Consider the following 25,799-nt stretch of genomic DNA (forward strand, 5'->3'; position numbering starts at 1 on the left):
GGATTTAGGAATTCGAGCTTTTCGGTTGTTTCCGATCATCCATTTGGGAAACGACGCATGCAGGCAAGCAAGGTTTTATGGGGCCAGGTCGTCACCGCCTTTCTGATCGTCGTCGCGACAACATGGGGGGCGACACAGTGGACGGCAGGGCGGCTCGGCTTTCAAAGCCAACTCGGTCCACCGTGGTTCGAACTGGCTGGACAGCCCATTTATCCGCCGCCAGCCTTTTTCTGGTGGTGGTTTTTCTACGACGCCTACGCGCCGAAGGTCTTCATGGAGGGCGCGGCGATTGCGGCGAGCGGAAGCCTTATGGCGATCGCTACAGCGATCGGGATGTCGCTGTGGCGGGCGCGCGAGGCAAAGGACACCACGACCTACGGCTCGGCGCGCTGGGCGACGCGAGACGAAATCAAGGCCGCTGGGATGATCGGTCATGATGGGGTGGTGCTGGGTATGTTGGACCGACACTATCTGCGTCATGACGGTCCGGAACACGTGCTATGTTTCGCACCGACCCGAAGCGGCAAAGGCGTCGGCCTGGTCGTGCCGTCACTACTGACCTGGCCGGGTTCGGCAATCGTCCACGACATCAAAGGCGAAAACTGGGAACTGACGGCCGGATGGCGGGCCCGTTTCGGCCAGGTGCTTCTGTTTGATCCGACCAATGCTGGATCCGCAGCGTACAATCCTCTGCTGGAGGTGCGACGGGGCGAGTGGGAAGTTCGAGATGTGCAGAACGTAGCGGATGTCCTGGTCGACCCAGAAGGCACATTGGAACGCCGCAACCATTGGGAGAAGACCAGCCATGCGCTGCTGGTCGGCGCCATACTGCACGTGCTCTATGCGGAGAAAGACAAGACCCTCGCCGGGGTGGCGAACTTCCTTTCCGATCCAGAGCGGCCAATCGAGGCGACGCTGCGCGCCATGATGCTGACGCGGCATTTGGGTGATGCAGGCCCGCATCCGGTGGTGGCGTCGGCTGCACGGGAACTGCTTAACAAGTCCGAGAACGAGCGCTCCGGCGTGCTCTCGACGGCCATGAGTTTTCTGGGCCTCTACCGCGATCCAGTTGTGGCCAAGGTGACGTCATCTTGCGACTGGCGGATCGCAGACCTTGTCGAGGAGAGACGGCCGACGACGCTCTATCTGGTCGTGCCGCCATCGGACATCAGTCGTACAAAGCCGCTGATCCGACTTGTGCTTAACCAGATCGGCCGCAGGCTCACCGAAGATCTTCACGCGAAGGATCACCGACAGCGTCTTTTGATGATGCTGGACGAGTTTCCCGCGCTCGGCAGGCTCGATTTCTTCGAAAGCGCGCTAGCCTTCATGGCCGGCTATGGCATCAAGTCGTTCCTGATCGCACAATCGCTCAATCAGATCGAAAAGGCCTACGGACCGAACAATTCCGTCCTCGACAATTGTCATGTGCGGGTGAGCTTCGCCACCAATGACGAAAGGACAGCCTGCCGCTGGCCGGCCACAAAGACAACCATGCCGGGCTGATGACCAAGGATCAGATGGCAGTCTTTCGCGCCTCGATGTCGATCGGTGAGGGGCGGGAGTGGGATGCCTTCGAAGGCTTGGATATTGGCAAGGTTGATTTCCGACGTTTCCTCGATGCGGTGCCTTTTGCCGCGAAAGGCCGACGCCGCCGGCACGCCCAACGCATCCGCGTCCCCGATCGTCTCGGCCCGGAAGCCAAGGGCAGCGTTTCCACCCAGGTAGGCTTCGGCAGGATCCTGGACGAGATTGCACGGGCCGGCGGGCCGCTTGCCGACGCAATCGTCACCACGTCGCCCGATGTCACCGTTTCGACCAATCTCGGCCCCTGGGTCAACCGGCGCGGCCTGTTTGCGCGTAGCTCGCTCGCCGACACGTTCCGCAGTGAACGCATAGCCTCGGCGCAGAAATGGGAATTCGGCCCCTCCGGCCAGCACATCGAGCTCGGCATTGCCGAGAACAATCTGTTCATCCTGCTGTCGGCCCTCGGGTTGTCGCATTCGGTCTTCGGCAAACGGCTGTTGCCGATCGGCACGCTCTACGATCCGTTCATCCAGCGCGGTCTCGATGCGCTCAACTATGCCTGCTACCAGGATGCGCGCTTTCTCCTTGCAGCCACCCCGTCGGGCGTCACGCTGGCGCCGGAAGGTGGCGCGCATCAGTCGATCGCCACCCAGTTGATCGGCATGGCGCAGGACGGGCTTGCGGCTTACGAGCCGGCATTCGTCGATGAGTTAAGCGTCATCGCGCGTTTTGCACTGGATTATATGCAGCGCGACGGCGACGCCGTGCAGTCGGAGCGCACCTGGCTGCGCGACGAGACCGGCGGCTCGGTCTATCTGCGGCTCTCGACGCGCCCGGTTGAGCAGATCATTCGTACCATGGAACCTGAGCTCGAGCAGGACATTGTCGACGGCGGCTATTGGCTGCGGCATCCTGGCCCGAATGCCGAGGTGATCGTCGCCTATACAGGCGCCGTCGCGCCGGAAGCCATCGAGGCGGTCGGCATGATGGCCGAGGATCGTCGCGACGTCGGTCTTTTGGCGGTAACTTCGGCCGATCGGTTGAACGCAGGCTGGACTGCGGCAAGCCGCGCACGCGAGCGCGGCCTTCTTCATGCCAGGAGCCATGTCGAACGGCTGTTCGCCGATCTTCCATCCCATTGTGCGATCGTCACCGTCGCCGACGGCCACCCAGCGGCACTCGGCTGGCTGGGCTCGGTCTACGGCCATCGCACACGTAGTCTCGGCGTCGAGCACTTTGGCCAGTCGGGGACAATCGGTGACCTTTACCGGCACTTCGGAATCGACGCCAATTCGATAGCGACAGCCGCCGACCGGATTGCTGGTGGGCGCCCCATCCGCTATCTGCGCGCGCTGGATTGACCGATGATGTCGTTGACGGCTGTTGCAGACCGGAAGGGTGAATATTGTGCCCAAGATGCGGCCTCGCCTGCTTGGCCCTTCGTCGCCATGCCGGCTCCAGGCCGCTTCGTCTCCAGTCGGGTGCCGTGACCGCAAAACTGTTCAGCCCGCGACTTTGAGCTGTTCGATCTCAGCAATCTCGGCTTGCTTCGCTCGGCCTTGGACGGCGAGGTCATAGCTGGCCTGCATGTTCATCCAGAACTGCGGCGTGGTGCCGAAGAACTTGGCCAGGCGCAGTGCGGTATCCGGAATGATCGGGGTCGCCTCGTGCGTCAAGCGCTCAATGCGGGTGCGCGGTACATGCAGCTTCTTCGCCAGCGTATAGGGCTTCAGGCCAAGCGGTGCGAGATATTCCTCGCGAAGGATTTCTCCCGGATGGATCGGAATGTCAAGGTTCAACATTGTTAAGCTCCTGGCAGTGAGCGATAGGTTGGTTTTGTCTAGATTGTTTGGCAAGGGCATCGACAGTCGCAATATGCTTAGTGATAGTCGGTGATTGCTACATCCTCTGCCGCCCCCGTCTACCCACCGAAAGAGACAGGGTATTGATCATTGATGCGGATCGAATGCTGACCGGCACGATTGCCTTTCAGCGGGGCAATTGGTGTCCGGCTCAACGTCCGATGACGCTTGGCCCGGCACGTCGTTCGAGTGCAGCTCCGATCATTGGTTCTGTGACCGAACCTAATCGTCATTATAGATGATGGCAGTCAACCGCATGCAAATCATGGCCTTGAACGTTTTTCCGTAACAGCCGAGCGCAGATCGTGTTCCTTCCACGCGGTTGACATTCCTCCCTCAGCCGCCATGCTGCATTGCAACATGGCCATCGAGGAGTTCGGCATGACGGAAGGCCGGTCATCGCGCATCGAGTGCCTGGACGGGCTTCGGGCGCTCGCCGCGATCTGGGTGCTGATTGGGCACTGCCTGCTGTTGACCGGCTGGCAGATTCCCATCCTCGGCGAACCGGATCTCGGCGTCGATCTCTTCATCATGCTGTCCGGCTTCCTGATGGTGTTCCACTACCAGCTGCGCCAGGACAAGGAGCCCTGGCAAAGGCCGGAAACCTGGCTGAAATTCTGGACCCGCCGCTATTTCAGGATAGCGCCGCTGTTCTATGTCATGCTGTTCGCTGCCCTGGCGCTTGGCCCCTATCTCTACCAGTCGAGGATGGTCATCGACGAGTTCCTGCTGCGGTCGCCGCAGGCGCCCGAGCGTTATCTCGACAGCGGCCTGAAGAATATCGGCGCCCATCTGCTGTTCCTGTTCGGCCTGGTGCCGAATTTCGCCTATCGCACGCCGCTGCCCGACTGGAGCCTGGGGCTGGAGATGCAGTTCTACGGACTCTTCCCGGCGGTCATGCTGCTGGTGCGCAGGCTTGACTGGATATGGAGCGCCATCCTTGTCGCCGCGATCGGCAGCGCGATCGTGTTCTTGATGGGACAATTATCGGTGCATTTTCCGATGCCGTCGTTCCTGCCGCTGAAGATGCAGATTTTCCTGTGCGGGATGCTGCTGGCGGGCGTCGTCCATCAAAGGCAGAAGCGGCCCTTCGCATATCTGGCATTGGCCATGGCTCTGGCCGCGCTGCCCTTCGGCGGCGGCTACGGGCTTGGCAAGTTTTTGATGCGCGAAGCGCTCGTCGTGGGTTTCTTTGCCCTGGTTCTCTACCGGATGCTGCCGGGAATGATGGGCATCGTGGCCAGAAAGATCGCCATGACGCTCGCCAACAGGTTCTTTCATTTGATGGGTGAGCTTTCCTTCAGCATCTATCTGATCCATCTGCTGGTTCTCCAGCCGGTGGCGGCTCTGGTCATCACCCGGTTCGGCCACGAATTGTCGGCGCCGGTGCGGTTTGCGATCGTTGTTGCCGTCGTCTTGCCGGTGGTGTGCCTGCTGTCCTGGATCACCTACACGCTGATCGAAGTGCCCGGCCAGAAGATGGGCCGTTTCGTCATGCAGCGCTTTGGGCGGACCCCGGCGCTCGAGGCGGTCAAGCCCGGCCCATGACCAGCCGCCAGACGGGGGTTTCGAGCTGCACCAGCGCCCTGTCATTGGGGCTGCGGGCGACGTCAATCATACTGGCCTTGTAAGTCAACGGATGCGCCATCTTGATGGCGAGCGCCGCCACCAGCATTTCGCTGAACCGCGCGTCCCGATCGTTGGGTTCGGCGAATTCGCCACCGATGCCGAGCTGGCACTGGCGGCAAACTGGGACCGCACGCCCTCGAGCCTCAAGCGCATTACGTTCATCGCGCTGAAGACGACCGAGGCGTGATCGGGCGAAGGGGCGGGCGTCAGACGTCCCACTCTTTCGGGACGCCAGGTCGGCCACTGTGGGGAATCCCAAGTTCACCCGCTGCGCTGCATCAGAGTGATGTGAATTTTGGGGTTCGCTACAACATTCATGTTGCCCTTTGGCCAATCGGCGGCACCAAACAGTTACAAGAAAGGGCGATGCTGACTGTCTCGGCAGGGGAGGTAACTATGAACGTGAAGTACAAAACAGTTCAGGAAGTGCTCCGAAAAGCGGGCATTGTCATGAGCAAGAAGGGGGAAGTTCATCGCATAAACTTCTTCAGCGGCCTGGAAAACACCGCCTACTACACACCAGCTCTTCAGGATGCCCTGGAAAAGGGCTTGGCTATGGCGGGAGGTGCCGGAAGGGTGAAAGCAAGCGTCTTTGCCAAGTCAGCCGAAACAGGGATCTCGACCAGCGCACGCATCGGCTGACACAATCCAAGCAAGACATCGCCGCGTTGCGCGGCGGTGTCCTGAAACTGCCGAAGCATTGCCGTCTTCCTTGCTCGAATGGGAAAAAGACGGCTGACGAAGCATCTGCCACGCCATTTCCTGACGGGCGGTTGGCGTCGTGACGGCCCCCGAGCACGAGACGTGCAACGTTCTGCCCAACCCAAAATCACAAGAAATCCCCAGCCGCATTGAAGCGGCTTTTTGCCGTGGAGGCACCATGCCCCGTTTTCCCCGACCAACCACACAGCCGGAGGCCTGAGCCATGGCCATCACCCCGCTCGACATCGCCAATATGGCGCTCGCCGTGCTCGACGAGGCCCCAATCGAGAGCCTCGATCAGAGAGAGATCTGCCGACAAGCAGGTGAGGGCGGTGCCAGCATTTCAGAACCGCGCCTCCCCTCACCCCCGGTGGGGCGCTCTCCCCAAAATTGTGACGGGGGAGAAGCGTTAACGGTCAATAATCGCCGTTGTAATAGCGCTCGTCGCAGGGCGCGGTGTAGATGCGGCCGCTGGTGCGGTCCTGATAGCGGCAAAGCTGTTCGCTGCGCGGCTGCGGCGTGGTGGCGTTGCCGACGACGGCGCCCAGCAAGGCGCCGGCTCCGGCACCGATGACCGTGCTCTTGGTGTTGCCGCCGATCGCCTGGCCGGCAAGCGCGCCGGCGCCGGCGCCGAGCAGCGCACCGGTGCTGGTTCTCTGCTGTGCTTCGGTCTGCGCGCAGCCTGCCAGCGCGGCGGTTACGAACATGGCGGCAATGGCTCTGGACATGGTCATCGTCTGATACTCCCTTGAAGTTTATGAACTAATACGCAGGCTGATTTGCCAAGTACGGTCGCATTTGCGGCGGAACATAGGCACCGTGCCTCACGAAATGAGACATGGTTGTTTTTGTCTGACAACTCCGGTTCGGAAAGAAATGTAACCGAACAAGACCACAGAGCTTCATCCCAAGTCGACTTTCGAGGCGCTACGCTGCCTCGATCTGCATCACCTTTTTTGCCGCAGCGGTCAGAAATCCCGATCGGCTGTAGCCGTGGCGCACCGCATATTGGTCGATCTGGTCGAGGACATCTTCCGGAATGGTGACATTGACACGCACGACCTTCGCCGCTTCGGCCTTCAAGGGAACCAGAATGGCGACACCGCTCAGATTGTCCCTGTCCGACATCACTTCCTCGAGGGAGGACGGCTCGGGAATGGCTTCGCCATCCTCGATCAACCCCTCGACATGAAAGGCCAGTGCTTCCTCGGCCATAGCGCGGGCATCATCCAGGCTGACGCCAGCCGTCACCAGGCCCGGAAAATCGGGAAAGGAGACGCCGAAGTCGCTGTCCGCTTGCTTGTGGATCAATCCGATGTAGTTGCGCATTTCTCTACCTCAGCTTCACGCCGGATTGTTTTTCAATACTTTTGAGAGTGCCGATCGGGATGTCTCGCTTAGGGTGCGGTACTGTCACTCGGCCCGATTTGGCTTTGTGCTTGAACTGGGCGTGACTTCCTTTTCGAGCCACCTCGTACCAGCCATCCGCCAACAGCCTGTGAATGACATCGGCGCTCTTCATGTTGTGTATATATACACACAGCTGACCCAAATGTCCATGAGATTTGCCGCAGATTACATGCCGCGGTCCAGTTGAACCTTCCTCAAATTCCTCAAAAATGGAGAAACCAGATGACCCGAGGTCTTCCCCGGACGCTTTCGCGTGCCGCCGCCAGAGAAGCCGGCCGTGCCCCGCCAGGCGGGGCTTACCGCCAGGACGATCGGGCAGGGCGGCGCCTACCGAACCGTCTTCTCCTTCAATGAGCCGGTGCCGGTTACACTACTCTGGGGGAACTGGGGCGACAGTGCCTGAGGCCGCTTGGCTTAGACCAATGGCGTTCTGTCGGACCAGAATGGCGTAGAGTTTCATTCACCAGATAGCCGACTGAGGCCGCAGCCATGGCCTGAGATCGTCGGGGTGTGCTGCGATGCAGGCTCGCGTTCTGCAGATCTTCGAGCAACCCGTCGCGGCTTCCCTCACGTGGCGATTGCCTTCGACGTTCCAGCGCTCGACGAGATCGAAAATGTCGCTGAAGCGATCTGTCTCTCCGACCTCGAGATTGTGGATCAGGTGGAGTGCTAGCTTCGACACGGCGAGACACGGCGGTTCTTCCGGCCCATCGCACCACTCGTCCTGGGAACGGGTCCCGCTGCCCACGGAATGGCGGCTCGAACATGTTCGAGCCATCGAAGGTGAGATCTGCGGCCTCGTTCTCTCCGGTCATGCTGCCTCTTTTCGCGCGGCAGCGTGCCACCAGCGGGCACCTTGCGCCGCCACCGGCCAACTGAGACAACGGGTCCGCCCCTGTCGCCAAAAGCTGGTTTGACGGTCTTTCCGAAGGCAATCGCAACCTCGCTGAACCAATGGCTGGACCAAGCCTGACAGGCTCGATCGCGTTTTCGCCTCCTATGTGGACTGGAACGGCAGCAGGGTGAGAGCTTGCGCGTTCGACTTCTCGGTCGCTTTGAACAGGACACTTCGAAAGACACGGAAAATCGGTCAGCGATCGGACGTCGACGTTAGCTGAGGGTAGTTACGCGCTCCCGTCCGTCTCGCTTTCCTCGTCGATCGCCCGAACCGGCAAATAGGCATTCGTTTCCAGCCATTCTCGCAAAATGATCTGAATAAGATCTGGCCTGCCGATTTTCATCTCAGCTGCTATGGAATCGAGTGCATCTGCGGTCGCGGACTCCAGCGGCACGCCATCGACGTTTCGGAGCATCAAAGCAGCGCGACGCAGGAGGATCTGCAAATCCGCGCGAGACATGTCGGCTATGCGCTGAGCTGCGCTTTCGAGATCTTCAGCAACAGATCGGCGTGTCATTGGTATCACTCGGTGTATGGCATCCGGCCTTCGCCCTGCTGCTCGGTTTTCGGCGCTTTTTGGAGAGGATGGCTGGCCTTCAGTACGCTCATCGTCCTTCATTTGCGGTTGCCGGGCCGGTGCGTCGGGCTCGTCTGATGGCCAGAGCTACAGGGTCGCTTCGGCTGATTGGGCCTATTGCAGCAGTGCCGACTATGGGCACCATCGACGGTTCGTCATCCTGTACTTTCCTGGTTTTTAACTCCGCGATTTCCTCGTCACGCCTGGAAATGCGACTTTCCAGATTTGCGAGACGCTCGGTCAACAAATAGCGGCCGACCGCAAATCCGCCTCCTCCGAAAAGAACGGCAAAACTGGCAAAGGCGGCCGGGTTGGCCAGCATCAGCGCGGAGTTAGTTTCCAAAAAGCTGATAAGATCCTGCATCGTCAACTCGACCCCATCATGCTGCGAACAAGCGAGCTATCGTCACCGGCTGGCTCGGCCGAGGTTGGCCTATTTGTCGCGAATCATCCGGGTTCATGTGCATCTCGAAGAACCTGAGTCGCTCGCCGTCATCACCATAGCCATCGGGCCGCATGGTCCCAACCTTCATGGCTCATCCCAAGATTGGCGGCGTGTCGTCGTAACCGAACGCCACGAGTCCAGGGTGCCGGTGAGCGAGGGCCAGAATTTTAGTCTCAAGCTCGCAGTTATACGCCATGAGCGCCTTTACGGTCTCAAGCGGGCTGTCGTATTGGGCGATGAGTTTGACCGCTTCAGAATGGAGTTCGGCTTTCGCTTCAGCGTCCAGGCGAATAATGCCCATTGTCGTTCCTCCTACTGTTTGCCCGACGCGGAGCCGAGAGTTTCGTAGAGTTCGTCAAGACGGTCTTAGAGATAGCCATTGAGGACGATCATTTCCTTGAGCGCCTTCACCGCGTCGCCCTTGTGCTGGGCGATGAATTTGTCGGCGATCGCCTGCAGCGCAGCTTCTTGCTGTCCAGCTCACAATGTGGTCCACGGCCATTGCTCCAAACCTTCTCTTTGCGAAGTGAACAAAAACGGAACAAAAATGTCAAGAGCGAATTGACTCGACGAGGAATAGATTCCTATTTTGACGGCGGTGGGGCGGGTGCTTACAGCCAAGGAGAGCCGCATGGGCAGACGAAAAAGCCGGTATGACAGACTGTTGCTCGGCACGCTGAGGAGATCATAAGGGAGGCACTAAGCCGCCGCGACGCGCTGCTTTCTGCGCAACTCAACCTGAAAGCAAACGGCCCGTTGTTTTGGCAACTTTGTGGGCTACTCGACAAATTGCACGGGGTGCTGGCCGCTGTCGCGGAGAAGGAGCCTGACTACCGCGTGCCGAACCTTGGTCTTCTACCACTCCCGGAGGAATATTCCACGCGGATATGACCACAGCGGGGCCGATGGACAGCTTGGACGCGCCAAGGCCAACATGCTGCTCATCGTCGATTGTGGCCAGAAGCGCCATGTTGCGACGATTCGCACTAAGTCGCGATGCCACGAGCGGCACCTCCAGCTCGCCATTTTAGTGATCTGTTAGACAGTAGAGTGCGCAGATTGCCGAGCCATGCGATGCGGTGCCTGACTCAGGCAGCAGGCCACGAGCGTCTGGGCCAGCCTCATTCGCTCGCGGCTGTTGCTGCTACCTCGTAGCTGTCTACCGCAGGTCCAGCTGCAACTGGCCGCTATAGTCCTCCGTCGTCAGGAAGAAGCCCTCATCGATGGCCTTGGCTTTGAACGCGGGATCGGAGCCGAGGTCCTGGAATTCCGGCTTCAATGTGCCGGAGGCGTCGAAGTAGCGATCTCGAAAGCTCGCCCGGTCAAGCCCTGCATAGTCTCCCCCCTTACCCGCGACGGTGCAGGATTTCAGTTCGGTTTGGTCGGCAGCGTCAGCCGGGAAACTCTTCCTTGCGAAATCCATGGGACCGATGCCTGGCGCTATGCTGCGGGGGAATTGTGTGACGCACCGCGCTGTCGCATCACCCGCAGCGATCGTCAGATCGAAATAGGGAGGCCTCAGGCCCTTGGTGGCGAGGTAGGCAAAGGCACGGATGCGATTGGCTGCCCTCAAGGTATCAAGGTCTGTCGTCTCCAGAATGCCGCCATTGATGGTGAGCTTTCCAGTTCCGCCAAGTGCTGCAATTTGCTTCTGCAGCCAGTCTGAGTCGCGATCGATCCAGGTCAGGAAATCGAGCGGAATCGCTTGCGGCTCCTTCATCTGCGGGTTCATGGATTGGGCGAGCGCCCCCGCGGTGGCGAGCATCGCCAGCCCGGCCAGGGCCGCCGTAAGGAGAGGGAAGTTTCGCATGTCATGCCTCCGTCCTTCTACGTTGCCGCGAATCAGTTGTAGTGGTTGCGCGGCTTGATGCCGAGCATGTCGCGCAATTGGTTCTCTGTTATGTCGTCAGGCCGCGGCGTTCCGCCGACACCGACGGTCCGCGCTTCCTCGTCCATAGAGGTATGCGGCTTTCCATCCAGCCCGTTATAGGTGGCTGGCCCCATGCCGGAGATCTGCCCCGCCTGGATGTGGGAGGCGTGGATCTGCTCATGGGCAAGCACGATGCCAGGGTCGGCCGGGTTTTTCGCGACCGTGCCGGTCGACTTGTCGAACTCGCTCGACGTGCGGATACGGGCCGCGGCCGGATCGTAAGAGATGATCGCCCCTCCCGGTGTCGTCATCGGGTTCTTCGTGGGATCGGCGAGATCGGTTCCCGTACGGCCGGCGACGTTCTGGATCGTCACTGTTTCCGGGCTGTCGACAATCCTTTTGGTGAGTTCGCGCCCTGTATCCATTCCGGTACCGGGCACGAAGAAGTCCTTGACGTCGAGCCAGGCGCCGTGGAGCCAGCTTTGCGAAACCTCGCCGGTCTTGCTGTCGACTCGGGCAGTCGGGTCGGTACGCTGGATGTCCTCCTCAACCTGCCGCCGGTAGGCGGCATCGCCGGCCACGATCTCCTTTAGGCCTGTCGGGTCGATATAGGCCATCGGATTGTTGTTGGCATAAGCGAAGAGATTGCATGAGGTTGGGTTGCCGGTGCAGCGTTCAGGATCGCCGACATAGAGCGGGTCGGGTGAGACGAAGCGGCCAAGGGCCGGATCGTAGTAGCGGGCACCGAAGTAGTAGAGCCCGGTATCGTCGTCGAGATATTTGCCGGTGAACCGATGGTGCGTCTTTTCGCGCGGCAACTCGCCCGAAACATCCGTCAAGTGATCGGCCCAGGCAGGAGCCAGCACCTCCGGCTTGTGCTCGGTTCCGTATGCCCGATAGAGCATCTGCTCCACCGGGGTGCCGCCCGAGGCGATCACATAGTCGCTGCTCTCAATATGGTCCTTGAGGTAATAAAACCATTTGCCGGTACCGTGCTCGAGCCGCACCAACTTGGTCGAGGCAATGTTGACATAGCTCTCCTCGCCCTTTGGGCCGACCTCGAATGTCTCCACCGGATAGAGATAAAGCTGGTCAGGCTTCGATCCGTCCGGAGTGGCGACCTTCTTGTATAGGCGCCGACCGGTCTGGTCGTAGCCGTAAAAGACGTCGTTCGTTGCGGTCTGCGCTCGGATGAGCCTGCCGTTGATGTCGAAGACAGTGCCGGTAAGGTTCGGCGACGTCGCCAGCTGACCGAAGCCGTCGAAACCGTATGGCTTCGACGCGCTGCCGGCCGGAATGAGGCCGGTCGCGCTGGCTGCCGCCGGGACAATCCCTGCTCCGGGATCGAGCTCGTCATTGCGGGCGAAGGTGCCGGCCGGCGAATAGCCGAATTCGGCATGCTTGCCGTAGCGATCGATGCTCACGAGCTCGTTCTTGAAGTCGTAGTGAAAGCTGCCGGAGCGATCGACGTGGGTCGCGCCGCCGGCACCACTGCCCAGCGCATCGACGATCTGTGTGATCGAGCCGTTCGAATTGAACGCCATCGCCAGGTCCTGCAGCGGAACGCCTCCCGCTTGCGAGACAATATGCGTCAGGAACAGCGTCGTCGGATCGTAGGTCATCTGCGTGAAGGCGCCGAGCCGGTAGTCGACGCGCTCGATGCGTCCTTCCGGATTGTAGGTGATGTTCTCGATCACTTTCTGCGGGCCGGCGAAGTCTGGATGGGATACCGTCACGGAGCGGAGGTTCTTGTCCGGTCCAAGCGCGAATTTCGACGCGAGGCCGCGTGGGCCGATCGATGAGTCAATCCGGCCATCGAGCGTGTGATGGAAGCGATCGACATATTTTGCGTGGTTGATCTCCACCTCGTTGGCCGTCATACGGCCATTGGCATTGTAGGCGTAGCGTTCGACGGCGTCGAACAGGCCATTGGGATCGTGGATTATGACCTCGGTTATTTTATCGAGCGGTAATGCGATCGGCAGTTCGAACCCGTCCGCAGAGGCGATGTCGACGCCCCGGTCGTAGCGGTATTCAAGATGGAGGACACCATCGTCAACCTCAGTGAGCTTGCGGTTGAGGAAGTCGTAGGTGGACGTCTGCACGGAAGCTTCGCCGTTCGTGCCGACGCGCGCGATCGCTGATTGCCGCCCGCGCGCGTCGTAAAAGGCGTACCGGTCGCCCATTCCGGGAATCGACTGGAATTCGATGTCGCCGACCGAATTGTAGACTAGCCGTCGAGCAGCGGTTTCGCCCGGCAGCCAAATCTCGCTCAAGTAGCCGAAGGAATCGCGCACGAAGCGGGAGATGTGCATTACGCCGTCGCCGTTGGCGGCGATGAAGCCGGTCACTCCGTTCTCGTTGCTGAGCGAATATTCCTCGCTCCGCACCGTACCGTCGAACTGATCGGCATAGGTCGTGATTGTGTGCGTTCCCCAAGGTCCGAAGGTCATCTCGGAAAGCTTGCCCGACGGGTAGGACTCGCGCACCATGCGGCCTGCCGCGTCGTATGTATATGCGTTGCCGATTTCGTGATCCGGGCGCGGAACGTCGCCGAGGTCGAAGACCTTCTGCAGGTTCAGGTCGTCGACACCGCCGAAGCTCCTGACGACGAATGGGGTCCAGCGGAACACCAATTTCTCGTTACGATTGTAAAGCGCGAAGTTGCGGACCCGCACGCCCCCCTCGGCAACGCTTTCCAGATCGGCGACCTGGTTCCCGCGCGCATTATAAGCCGCCAGTTCGGCTATGAACTCGCTTTCGCCTTCCGGCGTTTCAGTTGCACTCTTGTAGCGGCGCTTCGATGTCAGGATCAGTGAGGGCAGGCCGCTCTCGCCGATCTTGTAGCTGTAGAATTTCTCCGCACCGTCGGCTGCCTCCTCGTGGATCCTGCGGCCGAGCGCGTCATAGTCGTTGGTGACGACCATGCCGAGGGGAGTCGTCATTGTCCGCACAGCTCCGGCCCGTGGTCCGTCGTAGGTCATAGACGTGACCTGGTTGAGCTCGGACGCACCACCCGCCATTTTGGTGTGACTCAGCGGCAGGGTGCCGGTCTCCTCGTAGAGAACGGCCTCTGTCTGCCCTAGGTCGTCCGACAGCGCCGTGGTGTTGCCGAAGACGTCATAGGCCATGCTCTTGGTGAGCGTGCGGGTGGCGTTGCGGAACTGCTCGAGCGACGCCGGCAAGCTGCTGAGGCCTGAAAAGACTTCGAGCGTGCGGGTGCCCATGCGACCGCCCGCGTCGGCTAGATAGGTGAAGCTTTCACGGCTGAGCAGTCGCGTTCCGGTAAGGATACGGCGCTCGGATGCGGCGTTGACAATGCTGAGCGCGGCGAGATCGGCCCGCGATTGCGCATACCCGGTCTGGGTGGTGCGGCTAAAGCCCTGGACAGTCAAACCCGCGGGTCCCGGGATATCGCGAACCTGCACCGTTTCCGAGGCGGGCATATTGAATTCGTCGAAATCCGTGTAGGTCTGGGTTTTAACCGGATCCTTGCATTCGGGATCCGCCGGTTCCTGCTGTTCGGCCTCGCCGGCGGACTCGGTTAGAGTTTCCTTGACTTTCCTGAGGTACGACGAGCCGTCGCCGTTCGGGTGGGCTTCCCAAATCGAAGCCTCGCATTTGAGCATCATGCCGGTCGTCGGCAGCTTCTGGCTGCGCGTGGCAGTCGACAGCGAGTGCAGCGCCGCCGCCGACGGATCAAGCGTCTCGGTTGTCTCCGCGCTCGCAACGAGTGTCGCCTCGGGCTTCACTTCATAGGTCTTGCGGATCTTCAGTTTGCCGGCGAGATTCAGGTCAGCCGCCGTTTCGGCGAAGGTGTAATATTGTTCGCGATCGAGACTTGAACGCTGCGTGACACGCTGGCCGGCCGCGTTCTCGTCGCCGTAGGCGACCTTCTCGACATCCGAGAAGCCGATGAAACGGCGATTGATCACGTCGTAGAATGGGTTGTGGTAGAAATATTCGTCCGTCTGCACCTGGTCGCGAGCCTGGCCCGGTATTCCCTGCGACGTGACGAGCTGCTTGGCGACGACAACAGGGAAGTGCAGGTTGCGCGTCGGCTGGCCGTTGGCGCGGTCGCGCAGCATCTCGTCGATCGAGGTCGCATAGCGAATGTCGTGCCGCCGGCCAGAATCAAAGTCGACGACCGTGAGCAGGTTGGCCTTGACGAGCTGCATCGTGTCGGTGCGGTTGAAGTCAATGACGACGACGGGCTTCACCTCATCGCCGGACGGCTTCTGGAACACGATGATTTCGGTCTGACCGTCGCCGTCGATGTCGGCGACGCGCGAACCGAAGGTCTGCGTCGACGTGCCGAGTTGAACCCGCAGATTGAGTGTGATGCTGAGCGGATCTTTCAGGTAGGTGCCGTCGCCAAAGCCGAGCCAGATGCGCATCTGGTCGGTGCGCTCGCCCATAGACGCGAAATCGATGATGCCGTCCCCATTGGCGTCGATGTACCACATCGTGGCGAGGCTATCGCCGGGCAGCATGCCGCCAATCTTCGAGAAGGTGCCGTGACCGCAGGCCGGATCGCTGATCGCGGCATCTCCGAACAGCAACGCATTCGAGTCCGTCGAGAAGGCGTTGCCCTGGTTCTCGTAGAGGCAGAAGCCCTGGTCGGCTGGGCGGATGACGACGAGATCGGGCAGCCGGTCGCCATTGATGTCGACCATCCGCACATTGTTGCGGCCGAGTATCTGGCCGTCCTGGCTGTTGAATGGGAACGCCTTGGTCAGCGTGCCGAAGTTGACGCTGTAACCGCCATCGGCCTGGCGCCGTGTGAGATTGAGGAATATCCGCCATTCGGTGCGGCCATCAGCGTTGAGGCGCGTCGTGACGATGTCAGACAGGCTGTCCATATTGACGTCGGCGAAGCGACCATTGCCGCCCGCGAATGTCGTCGGCGAGACGCCGAGTAGCGGGATCGAGCGGCCGAGATAGGGGAAAGTCCCGTCGGCCTTGCCATCATAGACGTGCATCAACCCATCTTCGATTTCGACGATGTCGACGAAGCTGTCACCAAGGATGTCGGCAAAAGCGAAGCGGTTGTCGGTGAGCCGTGGCGCGATCTGGCGCATCAGTCCAGCCTCGGTCGGACGCGACAGGATGAGCTGGGTCGTGTCGCCGAAGGCGCTGTTCAGGTCGCCGCTGCCAAGATGCACGGTCGCGCCATCATCCTTGCTCTGCACGATGTCGACCAGCGCATCCATATTGAGGTCGGCCAACTCGAAATTGTTCGGGGGGATGTCGCCAGCGAACGCCATCTTTGGCGCTTCGAACACGACGGGGCGCGACGCCAGCTCGGCGCTTGTCCACGACGAATAGCCGAAATGGATATCCGGGAACTTCAGCGTCGATTGCGCCAGCGCCTCGCCGCCAGTGTCGCCATAGCGATAAAGCACGCGCAGCTGGTCGAGCACATTGACCGACTGGGTATCGATAAGCGGTGTCAGGTCGGCCTGAGCCTTCGCCAGGCAGTCCGGATGCGCCCGGACGATGAACTTCGACGTGTCACTGGTATCACGGCCGACATATCCCATGCACCATTGGCCGTAGACGGTGTCCTTAAACTTGGCTGTCATCTTGCCGTAGAGCCGGGCGTTTTCCTGTCTGCTGCCATTGGTGTGGCTGACGAGCGTCGATTGTGTCTCGATCAAGTCGAACTGATAGCTGCTCTGGCCGCCGGCGAAGCTGGCCTTTGTAAGATAGCTGCGTCCACCGAAACGCTGGTAGTCGTAGCGGACGGCTTCGCGGTTGGCGTTGAGCTGCAGAACCAGCGGCCATTTCGTCACGTAGGGGGCGGCTATATCGAAATTGCCCTCCGCCACGGACGGATCGCCGCTGAAGATCAGCCGCGTTCCGTTGGCATTAATCACCTCGAAGCCTGAGGGGATGGTATCGGTGTGCAGGCCGCCTGTCAGGTCGAGCGAAACGACGTCGAACGCGCCAGTGTGGTAGAGGATCTTGACGAAATCCTCGGCGTATTCGGGCTTGTACTCCCAGACGCCGTTCTGGTTTCCGAGAAAGACGAGCCGAGCGCCCATGTATGACAGGCGGGAGAAGAAATCGCCGCCCGGCTTGGTGCCGGGCAAGGCCGTGCCGAGATCGTCATTGACGGCGATCGCCTGGGTGTTGAACTGCCAGCCGATGCCGAGCCCGTTGCCGGTATCGCCCGCGAACTGGCTGTAGGTGAGGCTCATCTGCGGCCCGAACTGGCCGCGCGTCGGCAAGGTGGGCAGCGGCAAGGTGAAGTTCGCGGATCCCGTGTTGTTGTTCAGCGAGAAGCTGCCTTCCTCTTGCGAGACGGTGCCGCCCGCCGCGGGCAATTGCACGACTGACGTCGCCGATTTGTCTTCGGCGCGGGCCGGGGAGCCGAGTACTGCGGCGCCGGCGGTCAGGGCTGCGAGAGTGGCAAAGGTCTTTGCGAACATGGGACTACCTCTCCGGATGCAGGCATTACTGATGAATGTGCGGGCTCACGATGATGAGTTGCAAGCAATTCGGGCGTGGACAGATGACCGAGGGCTGGACGGCGATCGCGTCTTGCAAGTGAATGTTTCCATCGAAGATACGCAACGGCTCGCGCTTGCAGGCTTCGGCGACTTGCTGGAGGAGCGGCTGCGGGAACGAGCAGATCGGGTTGTTGCCGAGATAGGACTTTCCGATCACCGGATGGACCTGAGCGAAATTCTCAACCCGGTTACCCCTCAGATCGACGACCGACAGCGCCGGAAGCGTGCCGAGCGGCAGCGCATTGAAAACGCGGTTGTTGCGCAGATCGACATCCGACAACGCTGGCATGCTCGACAGATTGCCGACATTGGTGATCTGGTTGTTATTCATGTAGATGTATTTGAGCCCGCTCGAGCCGAAGCGCGGGATGGCCGACAGCCGGTTGGTGGCGAGGTTCAGCTTCTGAAGTCCCGTCAGCGATGCGATCGGCGACGCGTCGGTGATCAGGTTGTCGAACAGGTTGAGTTCGCCCAGCGCCCGGAAATAGACCACAGGGTTGACGGCGATGATCGACTTCTTGTTCAGCGTCAGGCTGGTCAGTGACTGCGCCCAGTTCTGCGCTGCGCTGCAATCGGTGCTGTCGATGTGGTCGGCCTGCATGCGGCTGTCGAGTGCCGCCATGAAGCCGCGCGAGTCGCCGAGCGCGATCGAATCGAACCGGTAGACGATGCAGTATTCAGCGAAGCTGGCGTACTGCAGCGGCAGGTTGCGCATTCCGGCGTCGTCGAGCAACGGCAGGTCCGCCAACGGCATAACGGATTGCACCTGGGTGTTCGAGAAATAGAGCTTGGTGAGCTTGTTGAGCAGCCCGATGCCGATCAGGTTCGACAGTGGATTGCCGTCGACGTTCAGTTGTTCAAGGCGGCGCAGTTGCAATACCCCTTGAATCGAGGGGATCTGGTTGTTGCGAATCCAAAGTTTTGTCAGCCCCGGTACTGCCGACAGCGCCGAGACGTCGGACAGCTGGTTGTCGGACAGGTCGATGGAGGTCAGATTGCCCATCACCTGGAAGAGCGAGACGCTGGTCAACCCACGGTTCTTCGCATCGGCGAACTGGCGTGAGCTGAGATCGTCATAGGCTCTGCCGCAGACAGTCTTGCCTGAGATGGACAACAGCGCGTTCACTTCTGCGGCTTGCGCGGGGGTCAGAAAGTCGGTCTGGTTGCGCATCAGGCATGCCGACAGGAAATCAGTCGCTTGCACAGGATTGTCTGAAAGATCGAGATTGATCAGGCCCGACAGCGCCGCCAGCGGCCTGACATTAGCGATCGAATTCTTTGACAGGTTGAGTATGCCGAGATTGGTCAGGCCGGCGAGCGGCGCGACGTCGGTGATGTCATTGCTCGAGAGGTTGAGCGAGGTGAGTTGCGGCAAGGTGGCGAGCGGACGCAGGTCGCTGACGATCTTGGACGACAGGTCGAGCGCCGTGGTCGCCAGCAGCTTGTTGCCGACCGCCGAACATGTTCCGCCGCCCTCCAATTCGACCATGGCGCGAATGGTCTGCCCAAGCGGGGTCGCGGCGTCGCGGTGCAGCACGCAAAGGTCAACGAAGCTCTGCCCGCCGCCCGCTACGATTGGGTTGCCGCTGAGGTTGATGGCTAGCGTCGAGGGGAAGCTTCCGAGATTGGCGAAGGTATCGATCTTGTTGTTGGCAAGGTTGAGGCTGGTCAGCCCGCCGAGCGCGCTGAGCGGTTCGAGCACGTCACCTGTGAGTCCATTGTTGCCAATGGAAAGTATCGAGAGCGCCTGCAGGAATTGCAGCGGCTCAAGGCTGGCGATCTTGTTGTTGTCGAGTGTAAGGTTCGTAAGTAACGCCAGCGCTGACAGCGCGCGGATGTCGGTGATGTCGTTGTCGGAGAGATCGGCCCGGGTCAGCGCGGTCAGTGGCGCCAGCGCGTTGATGTTGCTGATGTGATTGCCGGAAATGTCGAGGAAGGTCAGCGTCTTGAGCTTGGCCAGCGGAGCGGGCTCGGCGATCGAATTGTTGGCGATCGACAGGCTGGTGAGGTTCGTCAGCACTGTAATCGGCTCGAGCGATTGCACGCCCTTGCCGTTCAAGTTCAGCGTCGCGATCGATTCCAAGAAGGTCTGGGCGGTGGCGCAGGCGGCCGGGTTGCCGAGCGCAGAGACCCCGCCGGGCGTTGAATCGAGCACCGCCATCACGGTTGCCGTTTCAGCCGGCGTGCGGTCGCCCTTGACGCACCATTTCGCGAAGGTCGTCGGCTTATCGACCAGCGGCGCGCCGGAGAGGCACGCGATGGTGTGGATCTTGCCGACGAAGAACGGCGTGGGATCCGCGTTCAGAGCCTGGTCGAGCTTCAGCTTCAGCTCGGTGACCAGCGGCGCGCAGCTGGGAATGTAGATCCGGTCGGAAAATGTCGTCGCGCCGAAATCGGAGGGGAATTGCAGGTAATAGACGAGGCCGCTGCCATTATCGTGCGCGAACACCTTGATCGGATATGTCTCGCCCGACGGGCACAGCAGCGGGTTGGCAGCGGGATCCGCGGCGACGATCGCGCTGTCGACGGCGGTTAGCACCTCCGAGGGAACCGTCGCGAAGCCAAGTCCGCGAATCACTGCTTCCTCGTCAGCCTGGTCCTTGCAACGGATGCGATAACCGCGCCCGTCGGAGATAAGCAGCGGATAGTGCAGTCGGTTCGCCTCCAGAGACGGATCCTCGAACAACACAACCTTCGGTTCGTCCGCGCGGGTCAGGCCGGCGCCGGCGGTCACGAGCAGGACCAGACCGAGGAGCAGCGATCGGGCGATGCGTTTCATCTGGCTTCTCCTTTCGAGGCTCCAGGCTGATCGATGCAGGTCAATCAGCCCGAACCATTAGCGACGCTACCTCGCGTCCGCCGCCTTGACGGTCCAATAGCTCGACGGATCGCGATCGCAGGCGAACTGAAGGGCCGGGATGTTGTTCAAGTTGCTAATCCCGCCGGCAATCGTCAGGCACTTGCCTGTCTGGACGTTCTCCGCCTGAACTCCGTCGCGCGTCTCGATTAGATTCCAGCGGCGTGAAGGATCGCCGTCACAGTTGAACTGCAGGGCCGGGATATTGTTTTCGGTGCTGACTCCGCCGGCAATCGTCAGGCACTTGCCTGTCTGGACGTTCGCCACCTGGAAGCCGTCGCCTGTTTCGACCAGCCTCCAGCGCTGCCATTGACTATTGTCGCATTCGAATTGCACCGTCGGCGCGTTATTGTCGGTTCTTCCTTGCGCGACCGACAGGCACTTTTCGGTTTGCCGGTTCACCAGCACGACCTCGGGGTCGGCCGCCCGTATACTCCAGAACCGTGCCGGATCGCGGTCGCAGTTGAACTGGAGGGCAGGGATGTCGTCGTCGGGGCTCACCCCGCCGGCAATCGTCAGGCATTTTTTCGTCTGCACGTTTTCAGCCTGAAAGCCGTCGCCGGTCGCGGTCAGCTTCCAGCGTCGCGACGGGTCCCGATCGCAGTTGAATTGGAGGGCCGGGATATTGTTGTCCGTGCTGATCCCGCCGGCAATGGTCAGGCATTTTCCGGACCGCACGTTCTGCAGCTGAAAACCGTCGTCCGTCTCGACCAGCTTCCAGCGGCGCCACTGGTCGCCGTCGCAGTTGAACTGTACGGCCGGCGCGTTGTTGTCGAGGCGCCCCTCGGCAACGGCCAGGCATTTGCCGGTCTGCATGTTTGCCAGCACCACGTCGGCCTCCTTGATTGCCGTGATGCAGGCTTCGAAAATCTTGCCGGAGGCGACGGTTGAATGCTCCGGTCGACTGATGCAGACCGGATTGCCGTCCAGGGAAGGGTTGAATGGCAGGATGGCGCTGACGGACTGCACCGTGGCCAGGCGGTTGGCGCGCAGGTTCAGAGCGGTAAGTTTGGTCAAGCCCGTCAAGGCGCGCGCATCCGCGATCCGGTTCTTCGACAGGTCGAGCACCGTGAGTTCTTGCAGAAAGCGCAGCGGCGACACGTCCGTGATCTTGTTGTTGGCCAGAACCAGCCGCATCAAAGCCCGCGCCGAGGCGAGCGGTCGCAGGTCGGCGATCTGGTTGGAACTGAGGTCGGCGTCGGCCAGCTTCTTCATCACGGCCGCCACGTTGATGTTGCTGATCCTGTTTCGCGACAGATCGAGGAACGTCAGCTCGGTGAGCTTTTCGAGATCGCGCGTGTCGGCAATTTCATTGCCGGACAAGGTCAGGCTCGTCAGATGGGTGAGTGTCGCCAGCGGCTCAAGGTTGGTCAGCCGTCGCCCGGCGAGGTCGAGCGTCGTGCTAGACGCGAGAAAATCCTGCGCGCTTGCGCACGCGGCCGGATTGCCCAGCGCAGAGGCACCGCCGGGTGTCAGGGCAAGCAGCTCCTCGACCGTCGTCTGCTGGGCGGGATCAAGGTCATCCTTGAAGCACCAGCTGGCAAAGGTCGTCGGCCGGCCGACAAGTGGCGCGCCGGCGACGCATGCAATGGTATGAACCTTTCCGGCGAAGAATGCGGTGGGATCGGCGTCAATCGCCTGATTGAGATTGAGTTTCAGTTCCGCGACTAGGGGGGCGCAGCCGGGAATATAGAGTTGGTCGGAGAAGGATGTTGACCCGAAATCGGTCGGGAACTGCAGGTAGTAGACGACCCCACTGCCGCCGTCGTGCGCAAAGATCTTGATCGGGTAGTTCTCGTCGGACGGACACAACAGCGGATTGGCGGCGGGGTCGGCCGCGATGACCGCATTGTCGACGGCGGTCAGCACTTGCGACGGAACGGTGGCGAAGCCCAGTCCACGGATCACCGCCTCTTCGTCAGCCTGGTCGTTGCAGCGGATGCGATAGCCGCGTCCTTCGGAGATGAGCAGGGGATAGTGCAAGCGGCTGGCATTCAGCGTCGGGTCCTCCAACAGGACGACCTTCGGCTCCTCGGCGCGGGCCGGACCGGCATCGACCGCCAGGAGCAGCGTCAGCAGAAGGAGCAGCGAGCAAGCGATGCGGTTCATCTGGTTTCTCCTTTCCGCTCTATTCGACCAGGCTGAAGCGGCCTGGCCCGCAAGCCCGGCTCGTATTGTCGCGTGCGATGTCGTTGCCCGGCAGCAGGAAACTGGCGCTTGAGCCGCTGTCTGCGAAACTGACCGCGCAGCGGAAGCCGGATACCGTCGAGGTGGTGAAATTCGCCGACGAACCGCGCTCGAGCTGGATGGCGGAGCCGATCGCAAGGCCAGTGGCCGTCGCCGCGAAGCTATCCGAGCGGCCCGCCACGATCGCCCCGCGCAGAACCAGCGGATTGGCGGCGGCGACATCGGTAAAGTCCACCCGCATCAGGCTCTCGGAGGTGAGCACCGCGCCGAAGCGCGCGCGGACAATAGTGGACCGGGCGGGCGCCTGGGCCGAGATCAGCAGCCGTGCCCTTACGCCTTGGATCGCCAGCATGTCTGCTTCCACCCTGAGGCCGCGCGCGTAAAGATCGGCCAGGCACAGAGACACGCCACGCGCCACCGGCGACAATCCGTCCGCCACGGTGCCGATCGTCACATTGTCGAGCGCGACAGTGCCGTTCTGCGCGATCACGGCGACGACCTCGTCGGTCGTTTGATCGGCTGCCCGTGCTAGATCGATCCGCTCGAGCTCGAGCCGCGGCAATCCATCCGCGACGATAATGACGCCAGTCGCGGACAGGATGCATGATGAGGTTCCGGCCGGCACGCGGTTGGCGTTGCCGACGAGCCGCGTGCGGGCGACGCCGGGGGCAGGCGCCATGTGCACCGTCTGGAACTGCAATCCCTTCAGGACCAGTGTCTGCGGCACCTGGACCGCTGCAGGCAGTTCGAGCCTGAGATTGACCCGCCCGGCGCAATCGCCCTCGGCGGAGAATTGCGTCAGCGTCAGCGTGCCGCCATCATTAATGCGGCGAACACACGTATCGCTGGCCGAGCCGCGACAATCGAAACCGGTAGCCGGCGGCGGAGCGGCTGTCAGCGCGCGATCGGTCTCGCCCATCCAGTCGCCAATGCCGGGGGCAGACAGGCCGAGCGCCGAGGTGAGAAGCGGGCAGCCCGTGAAGGACAGGCTTCGCCCTTCCGCGAAGGTCCAGTCCAGCCGCGCATTGCCGAGGGGGTCAAGCGAGCTGATGGACGGGCCGGCTGGCAGCGGCGACAGGCCGAGGTCGATGCCCGGCTGCGCGAAGGCCGCGTGCTCGCGCTGATAGCCGTCGCAATTCGACAGACACAGGTCGACGAAGGGCGCCGAACGAAGCGCGGACACCGCGTCGGCGCCGAGCAGGGTTACGGCCTCGGCCTCGGCGATTCCGAAGAATGCTCGCAATTTCTTCTCTACCGCTTCCGCCGCAGCCGCATCGACGATGATGTCGCGCGTCGCCCTGCCGTCGAGGCGCACAATGGGCAGGTAGGAGGGCTGCGCGCCTTCGCCGGGCGGCGTGTAGCGCACGACATAGACCGTGTCGCCGATGCTGTCGGCGCTGAGGAAGGTTTCAAACCGGTGCAGGCTCCAGCGGGCGACGCTCGGCACTGCTAGGTCCAACGGGCCGACGAGATCGCCGCGCCCGCAATCGAGTACGAACGGTGTCCCAACGCTGGGCGGCGTGACGAAGCCCTGGAGCACCCCCGGCAGTTGCAGTCGCTCGCGGATGGCGAGCGCCGCCTTGATCTCCGCGCAGGCGGTGGGCACGGCAAAATAGCCGCTGCCCGAGGGGGAGGGGAGATAATAATTGCCCGATGCCTCGACATCGGCCCAGATCGCGGTTGTCGCCGGCCAGTCGATGTCGAATGCGGTGCCAAGGCATGGCAGCCGCGGCTGCGCCCCAAAGCCGTTTTCAGCTTGAACCTTGGCGAGCGTCGTCTGCGAGACCGTGGCGGTGTCGGGCAGGTGCAGTAGCCGCTTCGCCTGGCCTGGGCTGGCGCAGCCGGCGAGTTCCACCGCCTTGCCCTCGAAAAGCGCGATATAGACGTCCTTATTCTGGTCGGTCACGAAAGCGGCAAGCTGCGGCTCGGCGCTGGCCACCGAAGCGCCCGCGAGAAACAGGGCGAGCAAGGCGGGCGCCTGTCTCATCGCAATTCGCTCAGGCAGCTTGCTGCGCGGACGGGATCCATGTTGACCTCGGTGATCAACGGATCGAGGCCGGCCGACTGGCACAACTCCTTGACCGAGATCGAGTGCGGCCCCTGGAAGTCGACCGTAAGATTTCCGCTGGTGATCTGCCCGTTCTGGCCGACGCAGAGCGGATTGTTGGCCAGCGCCGGCCGACGGCAGGTGCGGATGACGTCGGCCATCGCGCGGCGATTGGTCAGTTCGCAGAAGTAGATACGGCAGAGCGCGGCGACAGTGGCGCGGTTCTCGACGTCGGCATTGATGATGCGCTTGATGTCTGCGACCAGCGCGCCCGCCTTGGCTTCGAAGGCGAGGCCTTCGACGCGGGTCTTCTCGCCCGTGATCTCACCCGACCGTTCGGTGATCTTCGGCATCAGGTTGATGTTTTCCGAGGTTATGAACAGCCCGCCCTTCCAGCGGTCGAACTCGTCAAGGATCGAGGTCGCCCTGAGGATCGCCTCGCGGTAGGCGCTGTAGATCGGCCCCATCTTGGTGTCGCGCGCCGCCTCGTAGACCTGGTTCAGCGCGGCATACTCCTTGTTCACTGCATCGGCACCGGCCTTGATGTCGTCGATGCCGGCGCGCGAACTCTGCATCAGGCCCTCGGCGCGCTTCAGCTTGCGGGAAAACATCGCCGTGATCGGGCTCTCAACGCTGGCGAAGTAGCTCTCGATCACCTTGCCGGCCGCCCCGTCGGAGAAGGCATCGATCTCGGTGTCGGACAGATTGGAGATCAGGCCGCACTGGGCGTCGAAATCGGCGCTCAAGGGGCCGGCCTGGCAGGTGCTCATCTCGGCCAGCCTCTGGTCGAGCGTTCGGTTCGAACCGAGTCGGTCGGCATACTCGAACAGCGCATGGTTCCATTCGATCGCATTCAAGTCAGCCTGGCTGTGCCGCCGGTCGCGGCAGAACAGCGTCTGTTCCATCCGGCTCTGGTTGCCCGAAGCGCGGTAGGCGTCGAGATGACGCGTCGCCTCGGCACAGTTGGCCAAGCCTGAAATCAGAGCTGCGAGCTGCTGGTGCACAGGCGGCAGTCCGCGTGTCTGCGCCTCGCGCATCAGATTGGCAGCGCGTTGGCTGTCGTCGGGGCTGCGGGCCGGGCGGTGGAAGACGCAGAGGCCTTGCTCGAAGGTCTTCAGCGTGCCGTCCGAAATGGCCGGCCCCTCGCAGTTGGGAGCGTCGAGAACGCGCGATTCGATCGTATAGCCGGCGAGATTGTCGACAAACAGGTCGCGCGCAGCCGCTCCCGTCGCGCAAAGCGCCAGACCGAGCGCTGCTGTGGCGACCATGGCTC

Annotated in this window: 19 protein-coding genes and 2 pseudogenes; 7 read left to right on the forward strand and 14 right to left on the reverse strand. The window is 61.5% G+C overall.

Annotation, left to right across the window (positions count from 1 at the left end; genetic code table 11):
• Window positions 1-57 precede the first annotated feature (57 nt).
• A pseudogene (gene traG / locus NKI95_RS11240) lies at window positions 58-1,473 on the forward strand (IncP-type conjugal transfer protein TraG); the annotation flags it as partial.
• Window positions 1,467-2,888, forward strand: a pseudogene (locus NKI95_RS11245) (transketolase-like TK C-terminal-containing protein); the annotation flags it as partial. The pseudogenes traG and NKI95_RS11245, both read left to right, overlap by 7 nt.
• A gap of 141 nt (window positions 2,889-3,029) precedes the next feature.
• Here the strand turns inward: NKI95_RS11245 and NKI95_RS11250 are convergent.
• Entirely contained in the window at window positions 3,030-3,329 is a 300-nt protein-coding gene (locus NKI95_RS11250; RefSeq protein WP_352716682.1) for a HigA family addiction module antitoxin, read from the reverse strand.
• Between the two features lie 441 nt (window positions 3,330-3,770).
• On the opposite strand from NKI95_RS11250, the gene NKI95_RS11255 reads away from it, so the two are divergent.
• The 3 genes from NKI95_RS11255 to NKI95_RS11265 all read left to right on the forward strand — a co-directional run bounded on the left by NKI95_RS11255 (window position 3,771) and on the right by NKI95_RS11265 (window position 5,660).
• Window positions 3,771-4,937, forward strand: coding sequence for an acyltransferase family protein (locus tag NKI95_RS11255; RefSeq protein ID WP_352716684.1), 1,167 nt, complete (start codon window positions 3,771-3,773; stop codon window positions 4,935-4,937).
• 91 nt (window positions 4,938-5,028) lie between these two features.
• Window positions 5,029-5,205, forward strand: a complete 177-nt coding sequence (locus tag NKI95_RS11260; protein WP_352716686.1) for a hypothetical protein — start codon at window positions 5,029-5,031, stop codon at window positions 5,203-5,205.
• Between the two features lie 209 nt (window positions 5,206-5,414).
• Window positions 5,415-5,660, forward strand: a complete 246-nt coding sequence (locus tag NKI95_RS11265; protein ID WP_352716688.1) for a hypothetical protein — start codon at window positions 5,415-5,417, stop codon at window positions 5,658-5,660.
• Between the two features lie 476 nt (window positions 5,661-6,136).
• Here NKI95_RS11265 and NKI95_RS11270 read toward each other — a convergent pair whose 3' ends face one another.
• The 3 genes from NKI95_RS11270 to NKI95_RS11280 all read right to left on the reverse strand — a co-directional run bounded on the left by NKI95_RS11270 (window position 6,137) and on the right by NKI95_RS11280 (window position 7,242).
• Window positions 6,137-6,454: a YMGG-like glycine zipper-containing protein gene (locus NKI95_RS11270; protein WP_352716690.1), complete on the reverse strand. Its 318-nt coding sequence runs from the start codon at window positions 6,452-6,454 to the stop codon at window positions 6,137-6,139.
• A 193-nt stretch (window positions 6,455-6,647) separates the two neighbouring features.
• Entirely contained in the window at window positions 6,648-7,049 is a 402-nt protein-coding gene (locus NKI95_RS11275; protein ID WP_352716692.1) for a type II toxin-antitoxin system HicB family antitoxin, read from the reverse strand.
• A 4-nt stretch (window positions 7,050-7,053) separates the two neighbouring features.
• The gene (locus tag NKI95_RS11280) at window positions 7,054-7,242 is read right to left on the reverse strand and encodes a type II toxin-antitoxin system HicA family toxin (RefSeq protein WP_352716693.1); all 189 of its coding nucleotides are present in this window, start codon (window positions 7,240-7,242) and stop codon (window positions 7,054-7,056) included.
• Between the two features lie 141 nt (window positions 7,243-7,383).
• On the opposite strand from NKI95_RS11280, the gene NKI95_RS11285 reads away from it, so the two are divergent.
• Window positions 7,384-7,533 carry a hypothetical protein gene (locus NKI95_RS11285; RefSeq protein WP_352716694.1) on the forward strand — a complete coding sequence of 50 codons (150 nt, stop codon included), beginning with the start codon at window positions 7,384-7,386 and terminating at the stop codon, window positions 7,531-7,533.
• Window positions 7,534-7,590: 57 nt separating this feature from the next.
• On the opposite strand, the gene NKI95_RS11290 is transcribed toward NKI95_RS11285, so the two are convergent.
• The 4 genes from NKI95_RS11290 to NKI95_RS11305 form a co-directional block, all read right to left on the reverse strand.
• Window positions 7,591-7,908 (reverse strand): DUF7674 family protein, encoded by a 318-nt coding sequence (locus NKI95_RS11290; protein ID WP_502909147.1) that lies wholly within the window; start codon window positions 7,906-7,908, stop codon window positions 7,591-7,593.
• 346 nt (window positions 7,909-8,254) lie between these two features.
• Complete coding sequence (locus tag NKI95_RS11295) at window positions 8,255-8,545, reverse strand: hypothetical protein (RefSeq protein WP_352716779.1); 291 nt, start codon at window positions 8,543-8,545, stop codon at window positions 8,255-8,257.
• 88 nt (window positions 8,546-8,633) lie between these two features.
• Window positions 8,634-8,969: a hypothetical protein gene (locus NKI95_RS11300; protein ID WP_352716696.1), complete on the reverse strand. Its 336-nt coding sequence runs from the start codon at window positions 8,967-8,969 to the stop codon at window positions 8,634-8,636.
• A 172-nt stretch (window positions 8,970-9,141) separates the two neighbouring features.
• The gene (locus tag NKI95_RS11305; protein ID WP_352716698.1) at window positions 9,142-9,351 is read right to left on the reverse strand and encodes a hypothetical protein; all 210 of its coding nucleotides are present in this window, start codon (window positions 9,349-9,351) and stop codon (window positions 9,142-9,144) included.
• On the opposite strand from NKI95_RS11305, the gene NKI95_RS11310 reads away from it, so the two are divergent.
• Window positions 9,351-9,707: a hypothetical protein gene (locus tag NKI95_RS11310; RefSeq protein WP_352716699.1), complete on the forward strand. Its 357-nt coding sequence runs from the start codon at window positions 9,351-9,353 to the stop codon at window positions 9,705-9,707. The genes NKI95_RS11305 and NKI95_RS11310 overlap by 1 nt on opposite strands.
• A 502-nt stretch (window positions 9,708-10,209) precedes the next feature.
• On the opposite strand, the gene NKI95_RS11315 is transcribed toward NKI95_RS11310, so the two are convergent.
• From NKI95_RS11315 to NKI95_RS11340, 6 genes are all read right to left on the reverse strand, one after another.
• Window positions 10,210-10,860 (reverse strand): hypothetical protein, encoded by a 651-nt coding sequence (locus NKI95_RS11315; RefSeq protein ID WP_352716701.1) that lies wholly within the window; start codon window positions 10,858-10,860, stop codon window positions 10,210-10,212.
• Between the two features lie 32 nt (window positions 10,861-10,892).
• Entirely contained in the window at window positions 10,893-17,354 is a 6,462-nt protein-coding gene (locus NKI95_RS11320) for an RHS repeat-associated core domain-containing protein (protein ID WP_352716702.1), read from the reverse strand.
• Between the two features lie 25 nt (window positions 17,355-17,379).
• Window positions 17,380-20,214, reverse strand: a complete 2,835-nt coding sequence (locus tag NKI95_RS11325) for a leucine-rich repeat domain-containing protein (RefSeq protein ID WP_352716704.1) — start codon at window positions 20,212-20,214, stop codon at window positions 17,380-17,382.
• 66 nt (window positions 20,215-20,280) lie between these two features.
• Entirely contained in the window at window positions 20,281-22,401 is a 2,121-nt protein-coding gene (locus NKI95_RS11330; protein WP_352716706.1) for an RICIN domain-containing protein, read from the reverse strand.
• A gap of 19 nt (window positions 22,402-22,420) precedes the next feature.
• Window positions 22,421-24,466, reverse strand: coding sequence for a hypothetical protein (locus tag NKI95_RS11335; protein WP_352716707.1), 2,046 nt, complete (start codon window positions 24,464-24,466; stop codon window positions 22,421-22,423).
• Window positions 24,463-25,794, reverse strand: a complete 1,332-nt coding sequence (locus NKI95_RS11340; RefSeq protein WP_352716709.1) for a hypothetical protein — start codon at window positions 25,792-25,794, stop codon at window positions 24,463-24,465. The genes NKI95_RS11335 and NKI95_RS11340 overlap by 4 nt, the downstream gene beginning before the upstream one ends.
• Window positions 25,795-25,799 lie beyond the last annotated feature (5 nt).

It is taken from the genome of Mesorhizobium sp. M0306, assembly GCF_040321655.1.
Taxonomy (GTDB): Bacteria; Pseudomonadota; Alphaproteobacteria; order Rhizobiales; family Rhizobiaceae; genus Mesorhizobium.

What these genes read in the sequence shown, in the direction of transcription:
- NKI95_RS11250 (WP_352716682.1), bottom strand. Translation starts at nt 3,329, where the DNA reads ATGTTGAACCTTGACATTCCGATCCATCCGGGAGAAATCCTTCGCGAG.
- NKI95_RS11255 (WP_352716684.1), top strand. Translation starts at nt 3,771, where the DNA reads ATGACGGAAGGCCGGTCATCGCGCATCGAGTGCCTGGACGGGCTTCGG.
- NKI95_RS11260 (WP_352716686.1), top strand. Translation starts at nt 5,029, where the DNA reads ATGCGCCATCTTGATGGCGAGCGCCGCCACCAGCATTTCGCTGAACCG.
- NKI95_RS11265 (WP_352716688.1), top strand. Translation starts at nt 5,415, where the DNA reads ATGAACGTGAAGTACAAAACAGTTCAGGAAGTGCTCCGAAAAGCGGGC.
- NKI95_RS11270 (WP_352716690.1), bottom strand. Translation starts at nt 6,454, where the DNA reads ATGACCATGTCCAGAGCCATTGCCGCCATGTTCGTAACCGCCGCGCTG.
- NKI95_RS11275 (WP_352716692.1), bottom strand. Translation starts at nt 7,049, where the DNA reads ATGCGCAACTACATCGGATTGATCCACAAGCAAGCGGACAGCGACTTC.
- NKI95_RS11280 (WP_352716693.1), bottom strand. Translation starts at nt 7,242, where the DNA reads ATGAAGAGCGCCGATGTCATTCACAGGCTGTTGGCGGATGGCTGGTAC.
- NKI95_RS11290 (WP_502909147.1), bottom strand. Translation starts at nt 7,908, where the DNA reads ATGGCTCGAACATGTTCGAGCCGCCATTCCGTGGGCAGCGGGACCCGT.
- NKI95_RS11295 (WP_352716779.1), bottom strand. Translation starts at nt 8,545, where the DNA reads ATGACACGCCGATCTGTTGCTGAAGATCTCGAAAGCGCAGCTCAGCGC.
- NKI95_RS11300 (WP_352716696.1), bottom strand. Translation starts at nt 8,969, where the DNA reads ATGCAGGATCTTATCAGCTTTTTGGAAACTAACTCCGCGCTGATGCTG.
- NKI95_RS11305 (WP_352716698.1), bottom strand. Translation starts at nt 9,351, where the DNA reads ATGGGCATTATTCGCCTGGACGCTGAAGCGAAAGCCGAACTCCATTCT.
- NKI95_RS11315 (WP_352716701.1), bottom strand. Translation starts at nt 10,860, where the DNA reads ATGCGAAACTTCCCTCTCCTTACGGCGGCCCTGGCCGGGCTGGCGATG.
- NKI95_RS11320 (WP_352716702.1), bottom strand. Translation starts at nt 17,354, where the DNA reads ATGTTCGCAAAGACCTTTGCCACTCTCGCAGCCCTGACCGCCGGCGCC.
- NKI95_RS11325 (WP_352716704.1), bottom strand. Translation starts at nt 20,214, where the DNA reads ATGAAACGCATCGCCCGATCGCTGCTCCTCGGTCTGGTCCTGCTCGTG.
- NKI95_RS11330 (WP_352716706.1), bottom strand. Translation starts at nt 22,401, where the DNA reads ATGAACCGCATCGCTTGCTCGCTGCTCCTTCTGCTGACGCTGCTCCTG.
- NKI95_RS11335 (WP_352716707.1), bottom strand. Translation starts at nt 24,466, where the DNA reads ATGAGACAGGCGCCCGCCTTGCTCGCCCTGTTTCTCGCGGGCGCTTCG.
- NKI95_RS11340 (WP_352716709.1), bottom strand. Translation starts at nt 25,794, where the DNA reads ATGGTCGCCACAGCAGCGCTCGGTCTGGCGCTTTGCGCGACGGGAGCG.